Consider the following 18,631-nt stretch of genomic DNA (forward strand, 5'->3'; position numbering starts at 1 on the left):
AAGAGATGTTGCCGGACTGATCCGGATTCAGACAGGCGACAGCTGGAAGCCTTGGGCTTTCAACAGATGCGCGACACACACTACGCGAATCAGACCACTGAAGTTCTTTACCCCGCCGTAGCGCAGGTGAACTTCCCGATCGATGTAAGACAATACGGCATTGATGGAGCAACTGTTACAGCGTGCAATCTCGGACAGAATGCCCCAGTAAACCTCCTCCAGCCTCAGGCATGTGGCCAGCCCGTTAAGCCTGACCGAACGCGCTTGAGGCTGCGCGAGGTTCATGTTGAAGCTTTCGATGAATGGATCGTGCTGAATCTTAAAACATCGATGAGCTTCCTTGATTTCCCGTGCAGCATCTTGACTCATTTAACCCCCTTTGACGCAGTGACGAATACGGCCATAGAAATGTTTGAAATCAAATCAACAACACGTCTATCAAGCCCTATTCACGGGGGGTTAACCAGTAGAACCCATACTCAGATGGCGTAGGACATCACCACAGTAAAAGGGGGAATTTCGAGAATCATGACCCGAAAAATCCAAAATAAAAAAATGGCGTTATATATGTATATTTTTGCCAGTAAACGCACACGGCGCAGCCAAAAAAAGTATCAACTCAACACGAGCCCAGGACTGCAGTATTCGCGCTTTGAGCATTGCGTTTGCGCCTGTAAATCCGCCTGCGCGTCTCGAACTCAAGCGGTTCAGTGAGCGGCAATGCATGCCGCTCACCCAAGGCATTACTTGCCTTCGAGCATCGCACGGAGCATCCATGCAGTCTTTTCGTGGACCTGCATGCGCTGCGTCAGCAAGTCGGCTGTAGGCTCATCGCTGACCTTGTCCAGCAGTGGGAAAATACCGCGGGCAGTTCGCGTGACAGCTTCCTGGCCCTGCACCAGCGAACGGATCATGTCCTCAGCCGAGGGAACACCCTCCTCCTCTTTAATTGAGGAAAGGCGTGCATACGTCGAGTAGGTGCCTGGAGCCGGGAAGCCCAGTGCACGGATCCGCTCGGCGATAGAGTCCACGGCCAGCGCCAGTTCGTTGTATTGCTCCTCGAACATCAGGTGCAAGGTACGAAACATCGGCCCGGTGACGTTCCAGTGAAAATTATGGGTTTTCAGATACAGCACATAGGTATCTGCCAGCAGACGGGAAAGACCCTCCACGATGGACTTGCGATCTTCTTCGCTGATACCGATATCGATTGCCATGCGTTGCCCTCTTTATATGATGGTTTTTTTCCAATTAGCTATCAGCACTCTATCAAGACACGGACGCCCGCGCAGCCATCTGAGGGTATGACACCTGCACGCGAACACGAGCCGGAGCAGTCGCTTGCCCAACTAAACATCAGGCAAAGGACGCCTTGGTAAACATCACACGCCTTGAAAATACGTGTTTGTCGCCATGACGGCTCTGGAACGTGGCTTTAGCGACACCCCGTAAACAGTGGACAAATTGCCAGCATCCCCTGTGATCAGTCGCCCTAAGCGCTTGATTTGAGTAGCTCTCGCCTTTGCTGTTAAATACAGATGTGTCGCTACTGACGTGCCAACAGGCTGTAGCGCATAGGCTGGACCCGCGCTCGTGTATTACGCCTCCCTTTTTTCAGAAGCGTACCGAACGCTGCCAGCTATTTCCTCGTGATCCATCTTAAATGTGAGTTATCAAAATGTTGAAAATAGTCCACCTGCTAACGGGCGCAGCTGCCCTGCTGCTCTCATTCATACCCAGCCTGCGTAGTGAAGCGCTGTCTTCCTACCTGTCTCAACCGGATGCGCTGTACCTGGCATTCTTTGGCCTTATCAACCTGGTGCTTGCGCCAGTGATCCCTTACTGGAACAAAGGTCCGCGTCACCAACTGCAGAATCTGGTCAGTGTGTTGCTGGTACTGGCCGTCGTTCTTCAAATTCTTACGCTGCTCGTCCCGCTTGAAACCATCGCTGGCCAGCCGGCTGTTCTGGTGAGCCTGCTGGCGGTCGTGGTCGCTGTGGCAATCCACCTCGCCGTCAGCTTCTACAAGTCGTCTCCTTCTCCCGTCGCGCAACCCCATGAGCTCGGCAACCGTGATACCGGTACCGTGAAGTGGTTCAACACCTCCAAGGGCTTCGGCTTCATCTCGCGCGACTCAGGCGACGATATTTTTGTGCACTTCCGCGCCATTCGCGGCGAAGGCCATCGTGTGCTTGTCGAAGGTCAGCGTGTCGAGTTCTCCGTCATGAACCGTGACAAAGGCCTGCAGGCCGAGGACGTGATCGCCGCACTGCCACGTCGCTAAACGTTGCCTCAAAAAAAACCGCGCTCAAGGGCGCGGTTTTTTTATGCCAGCCGACACTTAATAATGAGGTGGCGGCGCGTCTTCTTCGAATGCTTCGAACTGCCCACCCATCTCTTCCTGACGCTTGATCAACGCCGCCATCTGCAACTGCATGCGCTCCAGGCTGCGCTGCTGCGCGACCAGGACATCGTTGAGTGCCTGAATGGTGTCGTCCTGAAAAGCCAGCCGGCTCTCCAACTCCATTACCCGCTCGTCAAGGTTCATGGCTGCGCTTCCGTAAACGTGAAATCTTCTGTCAGCACCGTCTTCAGACGCGCGAGGATGTCCGCCACTTGCTCCGACGAATACGGCACTGCCGGATGCTTGCCCCAGACGGGCGCTGGCCAGGCAATGTCGTGTCTGTAACGGACAATGACATGCATATGCAGCTGGCTCACCACGTTACCCAAAGCCCCGACATTCATCTTGTCCGCTTGAAACAACTGGCTAAGCGCCTTGGACAGAGCAGTTGCCTCCTTCCACAGTTGCGTTTGCTCAGCGTCGGGCAACTGGAATATTTCGCTTATTTCCGCCCGGCGCGGCACCAGAATGAACCAGGGGTATTGCGAGTCATTCGACAATAAAAGACGAGACAGCGGGAAATCGCCGACTGGTAAAGTGTCCTGTAACAAACGCGGATCCAAAACGAACACGCAATAACTCCTGATCGCCGGGTTAGGTTTTCGACATATTGAACCGTCGAAACTCATTGTCTTTAATACCGAGCAGGATACTCGGGAATACACGATGAATCACCCCGCCACTCCTTTTTTGCGAACATTCTGCCCATACGCTGTTGGCCTGGAGTCACTCCAGATAAAAAGCTCCAGGCGCACCAGCGCAGCTCAGGCAAATCGTGCCCGCACTGACATGACGCAGACGATCAAGCACCTCCGGACAACATCTCTGCGTTGCGAACCCGGCTACAGACCGTGGGAATCAAGGTATTCAGCATGTTTGGGTCATCCACTCGCTGACTCTCAGGTCAACCTCGCCTGCGGAAGCGGCACAGTCGTACCAAATTCAGGCGACATGGCACCTCTGCGCACCAAAACGACTCACTCCCGACACATAAACTGCAACACCTATCCGCGATTTACCCACTTGCTCGCGGTAACAGGTAACGCCAGTGACATTTTTAGGGGTTAACCTCATTCCCACAGCCATCGCAAAGCATTTTTCTGAAATTTTTTTACTCTTTAAAAACAATGATTTAGGCGTACAAATGAAAGTATTTAGGCGCCGAACCACATTTTTTTCACGTAGGTGGGAACTTTGTGCACGGTTGTTGCTTTGTCACACACAGGATTGGACAGCACGGGTCGAAGACCTGAGCAGCGGTCAAAGAGAAAAACGGCGAGCAAGCGCGTGGGGGCGTTCGGAATGACGGGGACCCGATCACTGCGGATCGGACCCCGACGGTCGAAAAGTACTGCGGTAGTTGTACGTCTGTAGATAAGGAGCTGTTCAGCAGCGACATGGACAGCGCTGATTTGCGACATGGCCGTAAAGAAATTGAAAGGATAGGTTCGTAACTATCGCCAATAATGTCAGCGTGCTATAAGTTTCGCCGACACCAAAAAGAAAGAGCCGCCCAGATAAAAAAACAGGTGGACGGCAGTACTCTTCTTAAAACCAAAGGAGCAAAGTCACGATGAGAGTGATGAAGTGGAGCGCAATCGCCCTGGCAGTTACTGCGGCCAGTACCCAATTGGCATCGGCTGCGGCATTCGTAAGCGATCAGTCCGAAGCAACTGGTTTTGTTGAAGGTAGCAAGCTGGACGTCAAAGCCCGCAACTACTATTTCAACCGCGACAAAAAGAACACTGCCGTAGACGACAAAGACTGGACTCAAGGTTTCTGGGCTAACTACAGCTCCGGTTACACCCAAGGTCTGATCGGTGTGGGCGTTGATGCGTTCGGCTATGCCGGCTTCAAACTGGACGGCTCCGACAAATATTCCGGTTCGGGCAACCTGGTCACCGACAGCAACGGCAAAAACGAAGACAGCTTCGGCAAAGCCGGTGGCGCTGTTAAATTCCGCGTTTCGAAAACCGAACTGAAAATCGGCGACATGCAGCCGCAGAACCCGGTCTTTGCAGTCGGCGGCTCCCGCCTGTTGCCACAAACGGCGACCGGCGTGACCTTGCAGAGCAGCGAGATCAAAGGTCTGGACGTTGAAGCGGGTCGCTTCACGTCGGGTACCAGCCAGGATGAAACCAACCGTGACGGCGACATCTGGGCAACCTACGCGGGCGTGACCTCCAAGTCGTCCACCTACGGTGGCGGTAAGTACTCGATCACCGACAACCTGGGTGTTGGTTTCTACTACAACAAACTGGAAGACGTGTGGAACCAGTACTACGGCAACGTGAACTACGCACTGCCGTTGACCGATGACCAGTCCCTGGCCTTCGACTTCAACTACTACAACACCCAGGACACTGGCAGCAAGAAAGCAGGCGATATCAGCAACAACACCTACTCGCTTTCTGCAGCCTACTCGTTCCTGGCCGCCCATACCCTGACTCTGGCATTCCAGAAAGTTAACGGTGATACACCGTTCGACTACATCGGTATCGGCGACAACAACCGCGGTGGCGACTCGATCTTCCTGGCGAACTCGATTCAATACTCCGACTTTAACGCCCCGGGTGAGCGGTCGTGGCAAGGTCGTTACGACCTGAACATGGCGCCGTATGGTGTACCTGGCTTGAGTTTCATGACTCGTTATGTCAGCGGCACCAATATCGATGGTACTAACACTCCAGCGAACAGCACCTACGCCGGTCTGTACGGTGCTGACGGTAGCCACCACGAAATCGACTTCGAGAGCAAATACGTCGTTCAAACTGGCCCGGCCAAAGACCTGTCGTTCCGCATCCGTCAAGCTTGGCACCGTGCCAACACCGACGAGGGCGAAGGCGATATCAACGAGTTCCGTCTGATCGTCGACTACCCGATTTCGGTCTTGTAATCGAACAGTCTGACACTCGTTATAGAAAAGCCCGGCCTTGTGCCGGGCTTTTTCATGCCTGCAACTCTGCCAATCCCTTGCGCTGCGAACCCCGTCCGCCCTGTACTCGACCGTATCACCACCGTACAATGCCAGGTCATTTCCCAGTCACAGCAACCGACAACGGCCGACCATGCGTACCAGTCAATATTTGCTCGCCACACAGAAAGAAACGCCAAACGATGCGGTCGTGATCAGCCATCAGCTGATGCTTCGTGCCGGCATGATTCGCAAACTCGCTTCCGGTCTTTACACCTGGCTGCCGATGGGCCTGCGTGTGCTGCGCAAGGTCGAAGCCGTCGTTCGTGAAGAAATGGACGCTGCAGGTGCACTGGAAGTATTGATGCCCGGTATTCAGCCTGCGGAACTGTGGCAGGAATCCGGTCGCTGGGAGCAGTACGGCCCTGAGCTGTTGCGCCTGAAGGACCGTCACGACCGTGATTTCTGCGCCGGCCCGACCCACGAGGAAGTCATCACCGACCTGGCTCGCAATGAACTGAGCAGCTATAAACAGCTGCCGATCAACATGTACCAGATCCAGACCAAGTTCCGTGACGAAATCCGCCCACGCTTCGGTTTGATGCGCGGCCGCGAATTCATCATGAAGGACGCCTACTCCTTTCATGCGACTCAGGATTCCCTTCAGGAAACCTACGACCGCATGCATCAGGCGTACTGCAACGTCTTTACTCGGCTGGGCCTGAACTTCCGCCCTGTGGTGGCAGACAACGGTTCGATCGGTGGCGCGGGCTCCCACGAGTTCCACGTACTCGCCGAATCCGGCGAAGACGATATCGTGTTCAGCGATACCTCCGACTACGCCGCCAACATCGAGAAAGCCGAGGCCGTCCCACGGGAGAAAACCCGTGGTGCCGCGACCGAAGCGTTGCGACTGGTCGACACCCCGAACGCGAAAACCATCGCCGCACTGGTCGAGCAGTTTGGTCTGCCGATCGAGAAAACGGTCAAAACGCTGGTGGTTCATGCCGCTGAAGAAGGCAAGCTGATCGCGTTGATCATTCGTGGCGACCACGAGCTCAACGAGATCAAGGCGTCCAACCACCCGTTGGTTGCAGGCCCGTTGGTCATGGCCAGCGAAGCCGAACTGCGTGCCGCCATCGGTGCAGGCGCCGGTTCCCTTGGCCCGCTGAACCTTCCATTGCCTTGCATCATCGACCGCTCGGTCGAGCTGATGAGCGATTTCGGCATTGGCGCCAACATCGACGACAAGCACTATTTCGGCGTGAACTGGGAGCGAGATCTGCCGGTTCCGGAAGTTGCCGACCTGCGCAACGTCGTCGAAGGTGACCCAAGTCCGGATGGCCACGGCACCGTGATCATCAAGCGCGGCATCGAAGTGGGTCACATCTTCCAGCTGGGCACCAAGTACAGCGACGCGATGAAGTGTCAGGTCCTGGGCGAGAACGGCAAACCGGTCACGCTGACCATGGGCTGCTACGGCATCGGCGTTTCCCGCGTGGTGGCTGCTGCCATCGAGCAGAACAATGACGAGAACGGCATCATCTGGAGCGACGCACTGGCACCGTTCCAGATCGCGCTGGTTCCGCTGCGCTATGAAACAGAAGCCGTTCGTGAAGCCACCGACAAACTCTACGCGGAACTGACCGCTGCCGGTTTCGAGGTATTGCTGGATGACCGTGACAAGAAAACCAGCCCCGGCATCAAGTTCGCGGACATGGAGCTGATCGGCATTCCGCACCGTATCGTGGTCAGCGACCGCGGTCTGGCCGAAGGCAATCTGGAGTACAAGAGCCGCACCGAGGCTGAAGCTCGGGCCTTGCCGGTGGCCGACGTACTGTCCTTCATCAAGGACCGGATCAAGCGCTGAGTCAATGGCGCGCCCGCTTCAAGCGGGCGCGCTTTTACCTGTTTTGTCCAGGCAAGTCCGCCTGCAACAAGAGATCTCATGTTTAAGCGAAGTTCCTCAAGCCTCGCAGGCGCCGCATTGTGCGGCAGTCTGCTCGTCAGCGGTTGCGCCAACCATCTGTCTCAACGCAGCGAACACGAAGAACGCATCGAGCGCAAACTGCTCGACCACAGCTTTCAAATCGACGTCGGCGAGCCCAAGACCCTTGAGCTGCCGCAACGCCGTGTCCGTATTCACGAGCTGAAGACCTTCGACATCACCGAATACGATGTCACTCGTCATTACGACCGTTACACCCCCTACCAACCCTGGCGCGAAATCTACGAGATCCCGCTCGGGGCCGTCGCAATCGTCGCAGGGGTCGGCGCGAATGTGGTCAACGTGCTGACCTTTGGCAGCCTGCCCGACAGCGTGACCAAAGACTGGCTCAATTACGGGATCGCAGGCATCAACCCGTTCATGAACGTCCCCTCGCATGGGCGCGCACAACAGAACCTTGCCGGCATCGACGAAGTCCAGCGCGACCACCGAATCGAACACTCCAGCCTTCCGTGGAGCGAGAGCCCGGTTGAGGTCAGAGCCGGAAAGGACACCGACGAGCTGAACACAGACCGTAACGGCGTTCTGCGCGTCAACTTGCTGGACAGCCCGTTCGCCGAGAAGGACCTGAGCCGTGTGACCCAGCTAAGCCTCAAGGTCGAGGATGAACAAACCCATGTGCAAGCCAGCGCCAGCTTGCCCTTGAGCAAGTCGTTGCGCGGCAAGTTGATCGAAGCACACGACCTGATTTACGACGATCTGGAAGACGATGAAGTCAGCCAATGGGTGCACCGGGTCAAACGCTTGTCGGAGTTGGGCCTGGAAGAGGAAGCCAGCGAACTCGAACAGTCGCTGATCGAGATGACACGCAACGATCCTCAATTGCAGCATGAATTCCTGAAGTCTCTGGCGAGAGACGCGGGTCGTCTGGTGGCTGTGCCGGTGGGCAGCGAATAACGTTACGTCAATTGAACAACTGCAGCTGCTCATGGGCGCTGCGCAGATCGTGCAGCCGCACCCCGATGCCGAGCAGTCGCACCGGCTTGTCACCGCGTGCGAAGGCTTGAGTCAGCAGTTGCTCATAACTTTCAAGATCCTTCCCCGCCCCGGCCTGCTCCAGCGTCGTCTGGGTGAAGTCATGAAACTTCACCTTCACGAAAGGTTTGCCTGGCCGGTAAAGCGTGTCGATGCGGGCGATCCGACCATTCAGGTTCTCCAGCAGCGCGGGTAGCTTTTCCAGGCAACTGGCCAGATCAGGCAAGTCGGTGTCGTAAGTATTCTCGACACTCACCGACTGGCGGCGGCTATCGTTCTGGACTGGCCGCTCATCGATACCGTGCGCCAGGTTCCACAGCCGTTCGCCAAACGACCCGAACTCGCGCACCAGTGACAACCGGGCCCATCCCCGCAGATCCGCACAACTGACGATGCCCAGGCGACCCAGCTTGTCGGCGGTGACCTTGCCCACGCCATGCAGCTTGGAGACAGGAAGGTCAGCCACGAATGCTTCGACTTGATCCGGCGTGATGACGAACAACCCGTTCGGCTTTCGCCAGTCGCTGGCGATCTTGGCCAGAAACTTGTTGGGGGCCACACCTGCGGAAACGGTGATATGCAGTTGGTTAGACACACGTCGGCGAATGTCTTGGGCGATGCGCGTGGCGCTCCCGGCAAAATGGCTGCATTCAGAGACGTCCAGATAGGCTTCATCCAGCGACAGTGGCTCGATGAGGTCCGTGTAGTCTCGAAAAATGGTGTGAATTTCCTTCGACGCTTCTTTATATGCATCCATGCGCGGCTTCACGATGGTCAGATCCGGGCACAACGTCAGCGCATGCCGCGACGACATCGCTGAACGCACGCCATAGGCGCGCGCCTCGTAATTGCAGGTTGCGATGACGCCACGCCGGTCGGCCGACCCACCGACTGCCAGCGGCTTGCCGGCCAAACGCGGATCGTCACGCATTTCAATGGCAGCGTAAAAGCAGTCACAGTCGATATGGATAATTTTGCGCTGCGGCATAGCGTGCGGTCATAGGAAAACAGGTTGGGCAGTATCTCACTCAAGTATCGGTCTGACACTCACCACGCCAAATCACTGACGAGAAATGCACCAGCAGCCTCAACGGCAAAAGCAACCACTCGAATCCGCTGACAGGCCCGTGTGGCAAGCCTCGGCAAGCCACTTCTATTGAAGGTGGGCGCTAACCAATTGAAGAAAAAGCACTTTTTTCTGTCATTTGCTTGACAGCCCGTCGTTCCTCTGTAGAATGCCGCCTCACAGACGCGGGATGGAGCAGTCTGGTAGCTCGTCGGGCTCATAACCCGAAGGTCGTCGGTTCAAATCCGGCTCCCGCAACCAAACATCAAAAAAGGCTACTCGAAAGAGTGGCCTTTTTTGTGCGCGTCTGTTTTTGCTACCCCTTCACGCCGACCCAGCCGCTTCATACAACTGAAACATTGCCCGTCGATCATGGCCAGCTGCCAATCAGTGCCTGACGGGATAAAAGCCTTGTCCATCGGTCACTTAAGCGTACCGGCACAACGAATGTGGTTATTTTGTCGATCCTGAGCATTAAAGGTTGACACCTCGTCGTTCGACTGTAGAATGCCGCCTCACAGACGCGGGATGGAGCAGTCTGGTAGCTCGTCGGGCTCATAACCCGAAGGTCGTCGGTTCAAATCCGGCTCCCGCAACCAAACGTCTAAAAAGGCTACTCGAAAGAGTGGCCTTTTTTTTGCCCTGACGAAAAGCTCCCGAACAGCATGACCAAACGCTTGTCACAATTCATTGTCAGTACGGCTTCGCCTTCAATGGCTTGTTACTTTATGTTGCCGGGTGCGACAGTTTTTGTCCCCCCAGCCGATACGCTTGCCAGTAACTGAACCTAGACTGAACGGTCACCAACACGTATCCGCTGTATTCGCCCGTTAGACGTTGAAGCGCTAACATCCTGAATTATTTTTTGCGTAGGGATTGGTAACTTGGCTGTATACCCCCATCCTGTCGCGCACGATCCAAGGAGTGATTGATGCGCGCCAACCCATCCGACACAAACGAAGCAGTTCCGGAGAATACTCCGGTCCCCCCTGCCCGACTGCGCGTGCGCGAACTGGTGAGCAAGTACCGTCAGCCTATCGGTCTGGCTGTCACTATCCTCCTCTTCGCCCTGGCGTTGATTGCCTGTCGGCACATGCTGACCGAACTCGACATTTACGCCCTGCAGGACTCCCTGCTCAGCGTCCCTTTGCCTTCACTGGGCGGCGCCGTTCTGGCGACCGCCATCGGCTTCACCATCCTGCTGGGGTATGAGTGGTCCGCCAGCCGCTATGCAAACGTTAATTTGCCCGCCAAGTCATTGGTCATGGGCGGCTTCTGCGCGTTTGCCATCGGTAACGCCGTAGGTTTGTCGATGTTGTCCGGCGGATCCGTGCGCTACCGGCTGTATTCCAGACTGGGACTGGGGGCGGGCGAAGTCGCCCACATGACCCTGTTCGCGAGCCTGTCGCTGGGTTGCGCGCTGCCACCGCTGGCCGCGCTGGCTACGTTGAGTGACCTGCCCGCGGCGTCGCTGGCGCTGCATGTGTCGGTTCCCGTATTGGCGACTGTCGCGGTTGCCGTGTTGGCGATCAGCCTGATTCTGGCCTTCGCGATTTACCGCCGTCGCCTCCCGGAACAGACCATCCCGCACAATCTGCTGGTGCGCGCCGGACGCCGTACACTGCGTCTGCCCGGCCTGCGCCTGACCTTGATGCAACTGGTGATCACCGCGCTGGACGTGGCCGCCGCCGCCGCTGTCCTTTATCTACTGCTTCCTTCTGCCCCGCCGTTCGGCGCGTTCCTGCTGGTGTACCTGTTGGCGCTAGCGGCCGGCGTGCTGAGCCACGTCCCGGGCGGCGTTGGCGTATTCGAAGCCATCCTGCTGACCGCCTTTGCCGATGAACTGGGAGCAGCGCCACTTGCAGCGGCCCTGCTGCTGTATCGCTTGATCTATGTGCTCCTGCCGTTGCTGATTGCGTGCCTGGTGCTGCTGTTCAGCGAAGCCAAACGGTTCCTGTTCGCCCGTCAGGCCATGCGCGTCGCCTCAGGATTGGGGGCACCCATTCTGGCGCTGCTGGTGTTTCTGTCCGGCGTGGTCCTGCTGTTTTCCGGCGCGACGCCCGAAATCGATACGCGCCTGGAAAGCCTCGGCTTTTTGATCCCTCATCGCCTGATCGATGCCTCGCACTTCGGCGCCAGCTTGATCGGCGTGCTGTGCCTGCTGCTCGCTCAGGGCCTGCGTCGTCGCCTGTCCGCCGCCTGGATGCTGACCACGATTCTGCTGTTCGTCGGCTCCATCCTGTCGATCCTCAAAGGCTTCGACTGGGAAGAAGCCAGCCTGCTGTTGCTGACTGCCTGCCTGTTGGCGATCTTCCGTCGCTCCTTCTATCGCCCAAGCCGGCTGCTGGAACTGCCGTTCTCGCCGCTGTATCTGGTCGCCAGTATCTGCGTGCTGGGCGCCTCGTTCTGGTTGCTGCTGTTCGCCTATCAGGACGTGCCTTACAGCCATCAGCTGTGGTGGCAGTTCACCCTTGATGCCGATGCACCGCGCGGGCTGCGCTCGGCACTGGGCAGCGCGGTGTTGCTGGTCATCGTTTCGCTGACCTGGCTGCTGCGTACCGCGCGTCCGCAAATCGATTTGCCGGACGAAGCACAGCTGGCGAAGGCCGCCGAGATCATCAAGGCCTCCAACCAGCCTGACGGCGGCCTGGTACTGACCGGTGACAAAGCGGTGTTGCTGCACCCCGATGGCAATGCTTTTCTGATGTATGCCCATCGTGGCCGCAGTCTGGTCGCGCTTTACGACCCGATCGGCCCGACCCAACAGCGCGCCGAGTTGATCTGGCAGTTCCGTGACCTGTGTGACGTGCACCACGCCCGCCCCGTGTTCTATCAGGTGCGCGCGGAAAACCTGCCGTTCTACATGGACATCGGCCTGACCGCGATCAAATTGGGTGAAGAGGCGCGCGTCGACCTGCACAAGTTCGACATCGAGGCCAAGGGCAAGGAAATGAAGGACCTGCGCTACACCTGGAACCGGGGTGGTCGCGATGGTCTGTCACTGGAAATCTACGAAGTCGGCCAGGCCCCGATGGATGAGCTGAAAGTGATTTCCGATGCCTGGCTGACCGGTAAGAATGTGCGCGAGAAAGGCTTCTCACTCGGCCGTTTCAGCCTGGATTACCTCAAGCACTTTCGCATCGCCATCGTTCATTTCGAAGGCAAGCCCGTGGCGTTTTCCAACCTGCTGGAAACCTCTCGCCATGATCTGGCCAGCCTTGATCTGATGCGTTCGCACCCGGAAGCACCGAAGCTGACCATGGAATTCATGATGGTCGGCCTGATTCTGCATTACAAAAAGGAAGGCTACGCGCGCTTCAGCCTCGGCATGGTGCCGCTGTCGGGCCTTCAGCCACGGCGCGGTGCCCCACTGACCCAGCGTCTGGGTTCGATGGTGTTCAGCCGTGGCGAGCAGCTCTACAACTTCCAGGGCTTGCGCCGCTTCAAAGACAAATTCCAGCCTGACTGGGAACCTCGTTATATGGCTGTGCCCGCAGGACTCGATCCGCTGGTGGCACTGGCAGATACCGCCGCCCTTATTGCGGGCGGCCTGACTGGATTGGTGAAACGCTGATGATTCAACGCTACTGGCGCTTTTTACTCGCAGCCCTGGTAATTCTGGTGGTGGCATTGGGGTTCTGGCTGTGGAACCGGCCTGCCGCACAACCGACGCTGGAACGCATGACACTGGAGGATGGCTCGGCGTTGATTCGCGCCACGCCATCGACCAAGGTCAAGACACGGGTCGCACTGGCCGTGACCACTGACGATGCACTGACCGAAAAGCAGGTCCTCGCGCTCAGCTACGACGCCTCGGCTCAGGTCATTCAGGTTGTCCTGCCGAAGGACGACTGCCAACTGCAAGAGAAGACCTTCAGCGCCGGGTTGCAGAAGCTCGATGGCACTCCGGACGTAGTAGCTGGCATCAGTGCTGGCGGGTCGGTGGCGTGGGACTGGCTGGCCGGCCAGAACAATGACAAAGCCCAAGCGATCTCCGTGAACTTTGTCCTCAATCAGCCTCACTGCAAGGTCCCTCCACCCAAGGCCGCTGCCCACGGCAAATGGACCGTGGCCTGGAACGACGGTCCGGACGATGAAACCGCTGTATTCGTGCGTGACACGCCCAACGCCGAGACCAAAATCAGCGACTACGACATCAAGTACCCACAGATTCTGAACACCGAAGTCCGTCATCTGCTGATCGCCGATGACGCCAGCGGCGGCCTGAACATTCCCGTGGTTGAAGTGCCTTCGAGCCAGCCATCGGACACCGTCACCCTGTTCCTGTCCGGCGACGGCGGCTGGCGGGATCTGGACAAGGACGTGGCCGGCGACATGGCGAAGTCGGGCGGCTATCCGGTCGTCGGCATCGACACCCTGCGCTACTACTGGGAGCACAAATCCCCTGAGCAGACCGCAGCGGACCTCACCGAGCTGATGGCCCACTATCGCCAGAAATGGGGCGCCAAGCATTTCGTTCTTGCCGGTTACTCATTCGGCGCCGACGTGCTGCCGGCGATCTACAACCGCTTGCCGGAAGACGACAAAGCCCGTGTCGACGGCATCATCCTCCTCGCCTTCGCGCGCAGCGGCAGCTTCGAAATCGCTGTCGAAGGCTGGCTCGGCGCGTCGGGCAAGGAAGCGGCTACCGGTCCGGAAATGGCCAAGCTGCCGGGTGACAAGGTCTTCTGCGTCTATGGCGTGGAAGAGAAGGATGAGAGCGGCTGCACCGAAGCGACCGCCCCTGGCCAGAAACTGCAGTTGCCGGGTGGCCATCACTTCGACGAGGACTACCCGGCGCTGGCCAAGCGCCTGATTGCTGTCATCGACAAATGGAAAGGCAAGGAAGCGCCCGAGTCGGCCGGCGCCGAGTAAATCCGGAGCATAAAAAATCCCCGCACTCTCACGGCTGCGGGGATTTTTTTATGGCTCCAGACACTGCAACCGTTAGGAGCCGCCGGAGGTTACGACGGTGGCGAATGCGGTCTGTCCGTAAACGCGTATGTCGACTGACACACCGCATCGCGACCACGCAAGCTCGCGCCTGCAAACAGGCGCAGCCGCGGTGACTACATCTCCACTTGCGTCCCCAGCTCGATCACCCGGTTGTAAGGCAGCTTGAAGAAGCGCAGGTTGCCGTTCGCATTCTTCAACATGAAAGCAAACAGCCCTTCACGCCAGCGGGCCATGCCCTTCAGTTTGGTGGACACCACGGTTTCACGGCTGAGGAAGTACGTGGTCCGCATCGGGCTGAAATCCAGGTCAGGCAAATGGCACAGTTTCAGCGCCGCCGGCACGTCCGGCTCGTCGATGAAACCGAAGTGCAGGATGACCCGGAAGAAGCCCTCCCCGTACGCCTCGACTTCAAAGCGCTGGGAAGCAGGCACCCGTGGCGCGTCCTCATAAACCACCGTCAGCAACACCACCTGCTCATGCAGCACCTGATTGTGCAGCAGGTTGTGCAACAGGGCGTGCGGCACTGCATCCGGACGGGCAGTCAGAAACACCGCCGTCCCCTGAACGCGATGCGGCGGCTGAACGCGGATACTGCTGATGAAGATCGGCAACGGCAGGCCGCCTTCATCAATGCGGTCCACCAGCAGTTGCTTGCCGCGCTTCCAGGTGGTCATCAAGATGAACAGCGCGATGCCGGCCAGGAACGGGAAAGCGCCGCCCTGAAAGATTTTCGGCACGTTGGCCGCGAAGAACATACCGTCTACAAACAGACAGCCCGCCAGGATAGGCACTGCAATCCAGGGCGACCACTTCCATGCCAACAGCATCACGGAAGCAACGAGAATGGTGGTGCAGAGCATCGTGCCCGTCACCGCGACGCCGTATGCCGAGGCCAGTGCGCCAGAAGATTCGAAGCCCAGCACCAGCAGAATCACACCCACCATCAGCGCCCAGTTCACGGCACCGATATAGATCTGCCCTTGTGCGTCACTCGAGGTGTGCTGGATGTACATGCGCGGGATGTAACCCAGTTGAATCGCCTGCAGCGTCATCGAGAACGCGCCGGAGATCACGGCTTGCGACGCAATAATGGTTGCCAGCGTGGACAGGCCGATCAGTGGCAGCAGCGCCCAGCTCGGCGCCAACAGGTAGAACGGGTTACGCACGGCTTCAGGGTCCTGGATGACCAGCGCGCCCTGACCGAAATAGTTGAGCATCAGCGCGGGCAGTACCAGACCGAACCAGGCGCGTGAAATCGGCTTGCGACCGAAGTGGCCCATGTCCGCGTAAAGGGCTTCGGCACCGGTCAGCGCCAGCACCACCGCGCCGAGCACGGCCACGCCAATACCGGGATGGTCGATAAAGAAGCGCACAGCCCAGACCGGATTGACCGCGTGGAGCACTTCCGGCTGACGCGCGATGCCGAAAATGCCGAGCGCGCCGAGGGTCACGAACCACAGCACCATGATCGGACCGAACATCACGCCGATCCGCGCGGTGCCGTGCCGCTGAATCAGGAACAAGGCCACCAGCACGATCAGCGCGATCGGCACGACCCAGTGATCGAGGCCGTCGAACGCCAGCTCCATCCCCTCGATCGCCGACAGCACCGAGATCGCCGGGGTGATCATGCTGTCGCCGTAGAACAGCGCCGCACCGAACAGACCAAACACAATCATGGTGGCCTGCAGTTTCGGGAACCTGGCCGATGCCCGACGGGCCAGCGCCGTGAGCGCCATGATGCCGCCTTCGCCGTCGTTATCGGCGCGCAGCACCAAGGCCATGTACTTGAACGACACCACCCACACCAACGACCAGAAGATCAGCGACAGGATACCCAGCACGGCATCGTGACCGGCCTGCACGCCATAACCACCGACGAATACCTCCTTGATCGTGTACAGCGGGCTGGTGCCGATGTCCCCGTACGCCACCCCTACCGCGCCTACCAGCAGACTCAGTGGTTTCGCCGTTTGATGTCCGGCCTCGGCCTGACTAGTTGCGTGACCCATTTACCACTCCTGAAACCATGACTCGAGCACAACGGTGCGGTGCTGTCCCATGGACCTGACTCACACCGGTAAATTCCGATGAGCCCGGTCGACACCGCCGCCGGGCTCAAGGCGCGAAGCATAGCGCAGCACTCGTCGTAATTCTCGGTATAACACTGGTCAATCGTTCGACTGATCGCTAGAATTGCGCACTTTTTGATCAGAGGCGCACCCAGCGCCCAATCAATGCCTCGGTCAATCGCCCAGGCATACCTACGCCGAGGTTAGTCAATGTCCACCGTCACCACGTCTGCCGCCCCCAAGGTCGGCTTTGTCAGCCTCGGTTGCCCGAAGGCCCTGGTCGATTCCGAGCGCATCCTCACTCAGTTGCGCATGGAAGGCTATGAGGTCGTGCCGACCTACCAGGACGCCGACGTGGTCGTGGTCAATACCTGCGGTTTCATCGACAGCGCCAAGGCCGAATCCCTGGACACCATCGGTGAAGCGATCGCCGAAAACGGCAAAGTGATCGTCACCGGGTGCATGGGCGTGGACGAAAGCGTCATTCGCAACGTCCACCCAAGCGTGCTGGCCGTGACCGGTCCGCAGCAGTACGAGCAAGTGGTCAACGCCGTCCACGACGCCGCGCCGCCGAAACTCGATCACAACCCGCTGATCGATCTGGTGCCACCACAAGGTATCAAGCTGACCCCGCGCCACTATGCCTACCTGAAGATTTCCGAAGGCTGCAACCACAGCTGCAGCTTCTGCATCATCCCGTCCATGCGCGGCAAGCTGGTCAGCCGTCCGGTCGGTGACGTGCTCGACGAAGCCCAGCGCTTGGTCAAGGCCGGCGTCAAGGAACTGCTGGTCATCTCCCAGGACACTAGCGCCTACGGCGTCGACGTCAAATACCGCACCGGCTTCTGGAACGGCCAACCGGTCAAGACCCGTATGACCGAACTCTGCGTGGCCCTCGGCTCGCTGGGCGTCTGGGTCCGCATGCACTATGTCTACCCGTACCCGCACGTCGACGAAATCATCCCGTTGATGGCCGAGGGCAAGATCCTGCCCTACCTGGACATCCCGTTCCAGCACGCGAGCCCCAAGATCCTCAAGCTGATGAAACGCCCGGCCTTTGAAGACAAGACCCTGGCGCGCATCAAAAAATGGCGCGAGCAGTGCCCGGACCTGATCATCCGTTCGACGTTCATCGTCGGCTTCCCGGGCGAAACCGAGGAAGACTTCCAGTACCTGCTGGACTGGCTGACCGAAGCGCAGCTTGATCGCGTGGGTTGCTTCCAGTACTCGCCAGTCGAAGGCGCACCCGCCAACCTGCTGGACGCGCCGATCGTGCCGGACGATGTGAAGCAGGACCGTTGGGACCGCTTCATGGCCCACCAGCAGGCCATCAGCGCCGCACGCCTGCAGATGAAGATCGGCAAGGAAATCGAAGTGCTGATCGACGAAGTTGACGAGCAAGGCTTCGTGGGCCGCTCCTTCTTCGATGCGCCGGAAATCGACGGCAACGTCTTTGTCGAGAGCGATCGTGATTTGAAGCCAGGCGACAAGGTCATGTGCCGCGTGGTTGACGCAGACGAATACGACCTGTGGGCCGAACCGGTCTAAGCGCCGATCCGGTCAAGCTTCATGACAACCCCGCCCTTCAAACGGCGGGGTTTGTTTTTTCTGGCTATCGTCTCCACATCAGGACAACGACAGAACAGGAGAAGAGGCAACATGACCCACCACTCGGTCATTTACCTGCCCAAAAAGCACGATTACGCCGAACTGACCCGTGTGTGGGAGGCCTCGGTTCGCGCCACCCATGACTTCCTGCCGGAAAACTACATCACCCTGCTCAGGAACCTGCTGGAGACGCAGTACCTGGACTCGGTGAACCTGTTCTGCACCCGTGACTCGCACCTGAACATTACCGGTTTCGGCGGAACGACCCCCGGCAAACTGGAGATGCTGTTCATCGCACCGGATTATCGCGGCCTGGGGCTGGGCAAGAAGCTGCTGGACTATGCCATCGAGCACTACAGGGTGACCGAACTCGACGTGAACGAGCAGAACCCGCAAGCCTTGGGGTTCTATGAGAAGCAGGGGTTCGAGCAGGTGGGCCGCTCTGAGGTGGACGGTCTGGGACGCCCGTATCCGATGTTGCGGATGCGCCTGAAACCAAAACTTGAACGTGACGCGTGATTCTGTAGGAGCTGGCTGGCTGGCGAACGCGTTGAATCAGACACGTTGATGGTTGGCTGATCTACAGCATTCGCCAGCAAGCCGGCTCCTACACTACAGGGTTGTTCAT

The 18,631-nt window shown here is 58.2% G+C and carries 14 protein-coding genes, 2 tRNA genes and 1 pseudogene; 11 read left to right on the plus strand and 6 right to left on the minus strand.

The genetic code is table 11. The features are described 5' to 3' along the window. Window positions 1-27 precede the first annotated feature (27 nt). Complete coding sequence (locus BLS87_RS11830) at window positions 28-369, minus strand: ribbon-helix-helix domain-containing protein (RefSeq protein ID WP_074752675.1); 342 nt, start codon at window positions 367-369, stop codon at window positions 28-30. Between the two features lie 374 nt (window positions 370-743). Then, window positions 744-1,217, minus strand: coding sequence for a Dps family protein (locus BLS87_RS11835; RefSeq protein WP_074752676.1), 474 nt, complete (start codon window positions 1,215-1,217; stop codon window positions 744-746). Between the two features lie 461 nt (window positions 1,218-1,678). Here BLS87_RS11835 and BLS87_RS35195 point away from each other — a divergent pair. Both BLS87_RS35195 and BLS87_RS35200 read left to right on the plus strand, forming a co-directional pair. Beyond that, a pseudogene (locus BLS87_RS35195) lies at window positions 1,679-1,954 on the plus strand (cold shock domain-containing protein membrane protein); the annotation flags it as partial. Window positions 1,955-2,086: 132 nt separating this feature from the next. Further along, window positions 2,087-2,284 carry a cold shock domain-containing protein gene (locus BLS87_RS35200; RefSeq protein WP_238591726.1) on the plus strand — a complete coding sequence of 66 codons (198 nt, stop codon included), beginning with the start codon at window positions 2,087-2,089 and terminating at the stop codon, window positions 2,282-2,284. Window positions 2,285-2,341: 57 nt separating this feature from the next. Here BLS87_RS35200 and BLS87_RS11845 read toward each other — a convergent pair whose 3' ends face one another. Further along, window positions 2,342-2,548 (minus strand): SlyX family protein, encoded by a 207-nt coding sequence (locus tag BLS87_RS11845; RefSeq protein ID WP_074752678.1) that lies wholly within the window; start codon window positions 2,546-2,548, stop codon window positions 2,342-2,344. Further along, complete coding sequence (locus BLS87_RS11850) at window positions 2,545-2,976, minus strand: HIT family protein (RefSeq protein WP_074752679.1); 432 nt, start codon at window positions 2,974-2,976, stop codon at window positions 2,545-2,547. Before BLS87_RS11850 ends, BLS87_RS11845 begins: the two co-directional genes overlap by 4 nt. A 1,001-nt stretch (window positions 2,977-3,977) precedes the next feature. Here BLS87_RS11850 and BLS87_RS11855 point away from each other — a divergent pair. The 3 genes from BLS87_RS11855 (at window position 3,978) to BLS87_RS11865 (ending at window position 8,223) form a co-directional block, all read left to right on the plus strand. Next, window positions 3,978-5,300, plus strand: a complete 1,323-nt coding sequence (locus BLS87_RS11855; RefSeq protein WP_074752680.1) for an OprD family porin — start codon at window positions 3,978-3,980, stop codon at window positions 5,298-5,300. Window positions 5,301-5,472: 172 nt separating this feature from the next. Then, window positions 5,473-7,188: a proline--tRNA ligase gene (locus BLS87_RS11860; RefSeq protein WP_074752681.1), complete on the plus strand. Its 1,716-nt coding sequence runs from the start codon at window positions 5,473-5,475 to the stop codon at window positions 7,186-7,188. 78 nt (window positions 7,189-7,266) lie between these two features. After that, complete coding sequence (locus tag BLS87_RS11865) at window positions 7,267-8,223, plus strand: hypothetical protein (protein ID WP_074752682.1); 957 nt, start codon at window positions 7,267-7,269, stop codon at window positions 8,221-8,223. Between the two features lie 7 nt (window positions 8,224-8,230). On the opposite strand, the gene dinB is transcribed toward BLS87_RS11865, so the two are convergent. Beyond that, the gene (gene dinB / locus BLS87_RS11870) at window positions 8,231-9,289 is read right to left on the minus strand and encodes a DNA polymerase IV (protein WP_074752683.1); all 1,059 of its coding nucleotides are present in this window, start codon (window positions 9,287-9,289) and stop codon (window positions 8,231-8,233) included. 262 nt (window positions 9,290-9,551) lie between these two features. Between dinB and BLS87_RS11875 the strand changes: the two genes are divergently transcribed. The 4 genes from BLS87_RS11875 to BLS87_RS11890 all read left to right on the plus strand — a co-directional run bounded on the left by BLS87_RS11875 (window position 9,552) and on the right by BLS87_RS11890 (window position 14,242). After that, window positions 9,552-9,628: transfer RNA gene (locus tag BLS87_RS11875), tRNA-Met, on the plus strand. Window positions 9,629-9,889: 261 nt separating this feature from the next. Continuing rightward, a tRNA-Met gene (locus BLS87_RS11880) sits at window positions 9,890-9,966 on the plus strand. Between the two features lie 332 nt (window positions 9,967-10,298). Beyond that, on the plus strand, window positions 10,299-12,941 hold the full coding sequence (gene mprF, locus BLS87_RS11885) for a bifunctional lysylphosphatidylglycerol flippase/synthetase MprF (protein WP_074752684.1): 2,643 nt from the start codon (window positions 10,299-10,301) through the stop codon (window positions 12,939-12,941). Continuing rightward, the gene (locus BLS87_RS11890) at window positions 12,941-14,242 is read left to right on the plus strand and encodes a virulence factor family protein (protein ID WP_074752685.1); all 1,302 of its coding nucleotides are present in this window, start codon (window positions 12,941-12,943) and stop codon (window positions 14,240-14,242) included. The genes mprF and BLS87_RS11890 overlap by 1 nt, the downstream gene beginning before the upstream one ends. Before the next feature lie 194 nt (window positions 14,243-14,436). Here the strand turns inward: BLS87_RS11890 and BLS87_RS11895 are convergent, their stop codons facing one another. Continuing rightward, complete coding sequence (locus tag BLS87_RS11895) at window positions 14,437-16,335, minus strand: potassium transporter Kup (protein WP_074752686.1); 1,899 nt, start codon at window positions 16,333-16,335, stop codon at window positions 14,437-14,439. Window positions 16,336-16,605: 270 nt separating this feature from the next. Here BLS87_RS11895 and rimO point away from each other — a divergent pair, with 270 nt between their 5' ends. Then, window positions 16,606-17,943 (plus strand): 30S ribosomal protein S12 methylthiotransferase RimO, encoded by a 1,338-nt coding sequence (gene rimO, locus BLS87_RS11900; protein WP_074752687.1) that lies wholly within the window; start codon window positions 16,606-16,608, stop codon window positions 17,941-17,943. 111 nt (window positions 17,944-18,054) lie between these two features. Beyond that, entirely contained in the window at window positions 18,055-18,522 is a 468-nt protein-coding gene (locus BLS87_RS11905; protein WP_074752688.1) for a GNAT family N-acetyltransferase, read from the plus strand. Window positions 18,523-18,631: the final 109 nt, after the last annotated feature.

Source organism: Pseudomonas abietaniphila (genome assembly GCF_900100795.1).
Taxonomy (GTDB): Bacteria; Pseudomonadota; Gammaproteobacteria; order Pseudomonadales; family Pseudomonadaceae; genus Aquipseudomonas; species Aquipseudomonas abietaniphila.

Excerpts from the sequence above, each read along its gene's own strand:
- BLS87_RS11845 (WP_074752678.1), bottom strand. The coding sequence starts at position 2,548 with ATGAACCTTGACGAGCGGGTAATGGAGTTGGAGAGCCGGCTGGCTTTT.
- BLS87_RS11895 (WP_074752686.1), bottom strand. The coding sequence starts at position 16,335 with ATGGGTCACGCAACTAGTCAGGCCGAGGCCGGACATCAAACGGCGAAA.
- rimO (WP_074752687.1), top strand. The coding sequence starts at position 16,606 with ATGTCCACCGTCACCACGTCTGCCGCCCCCAAGGTCGGCTTTGTCAGC.
- BLS87_RS11835 (WP_074752676.1), bottom strand. The coding sequence starts at position 1,217 with ATGGCAATCGATATCGGTATCAGCGAAGAAGATCGCAAGTCCATCGTG.
- BLS87_RS11830 (WP_074752675.1), bottom strand. The coding sequence starts at position 369 with ATGAGTCAAGATGCTGCACGGGAAATCAAGGAAGCTCATCGATGTTTT.
- BLS87_RS11865 (WP_074752682.1), top strand. The coding sequence starts at position 7,267 with ATGTTTAAGCGAAGTTCCTCAAGCCTCGCAGGCGCCGCATTGTGCGGC.
- mprF (WP_074752684.1), top strand. The coding sequence starts at position 10,299 with ATGCGCGCCAACCCATCCGACACAAACGAAGCAGTTCCGGAGAATACT.
- dinB (WP_074752683.1), bottom strand. The coding sequence starts at position 9,289 with ATGCCGCAGCGCAAAATTATCCATATCGACTGTGACTGCTTTTACGCT.
- BLS87_RS11860 (WP_074752681.1), top strand. The coding sequence starts at position 5,473 with ATGCGTACCAGTCAATATTTGCTCGCCACACAGAAAGAAACGCCAAAC.
- BLS87_RS11905 (WP_074752688.1), top strand. The coding sequence starts at position 18,055 with ATGACCCACCACTCGGTCATTTACCTGCCCAAAAAGCACGATTACGCC.
- BLS87_RS11855 (WP_074752680.1), top strand. The coding sequence starts at position 3,978 with ATGAGAGTGATGAAGTGGAGCGCAATCGCCCTGGCAGTTACTGCGGCC.
- BLS87_RS11890 (WP_074752685.1), top strand. The coding sequence starts at position 12,941 with ATGATTCAACGCTACTGGCGCTTTTTACTCGCAGCCCTGGTAATTCTG.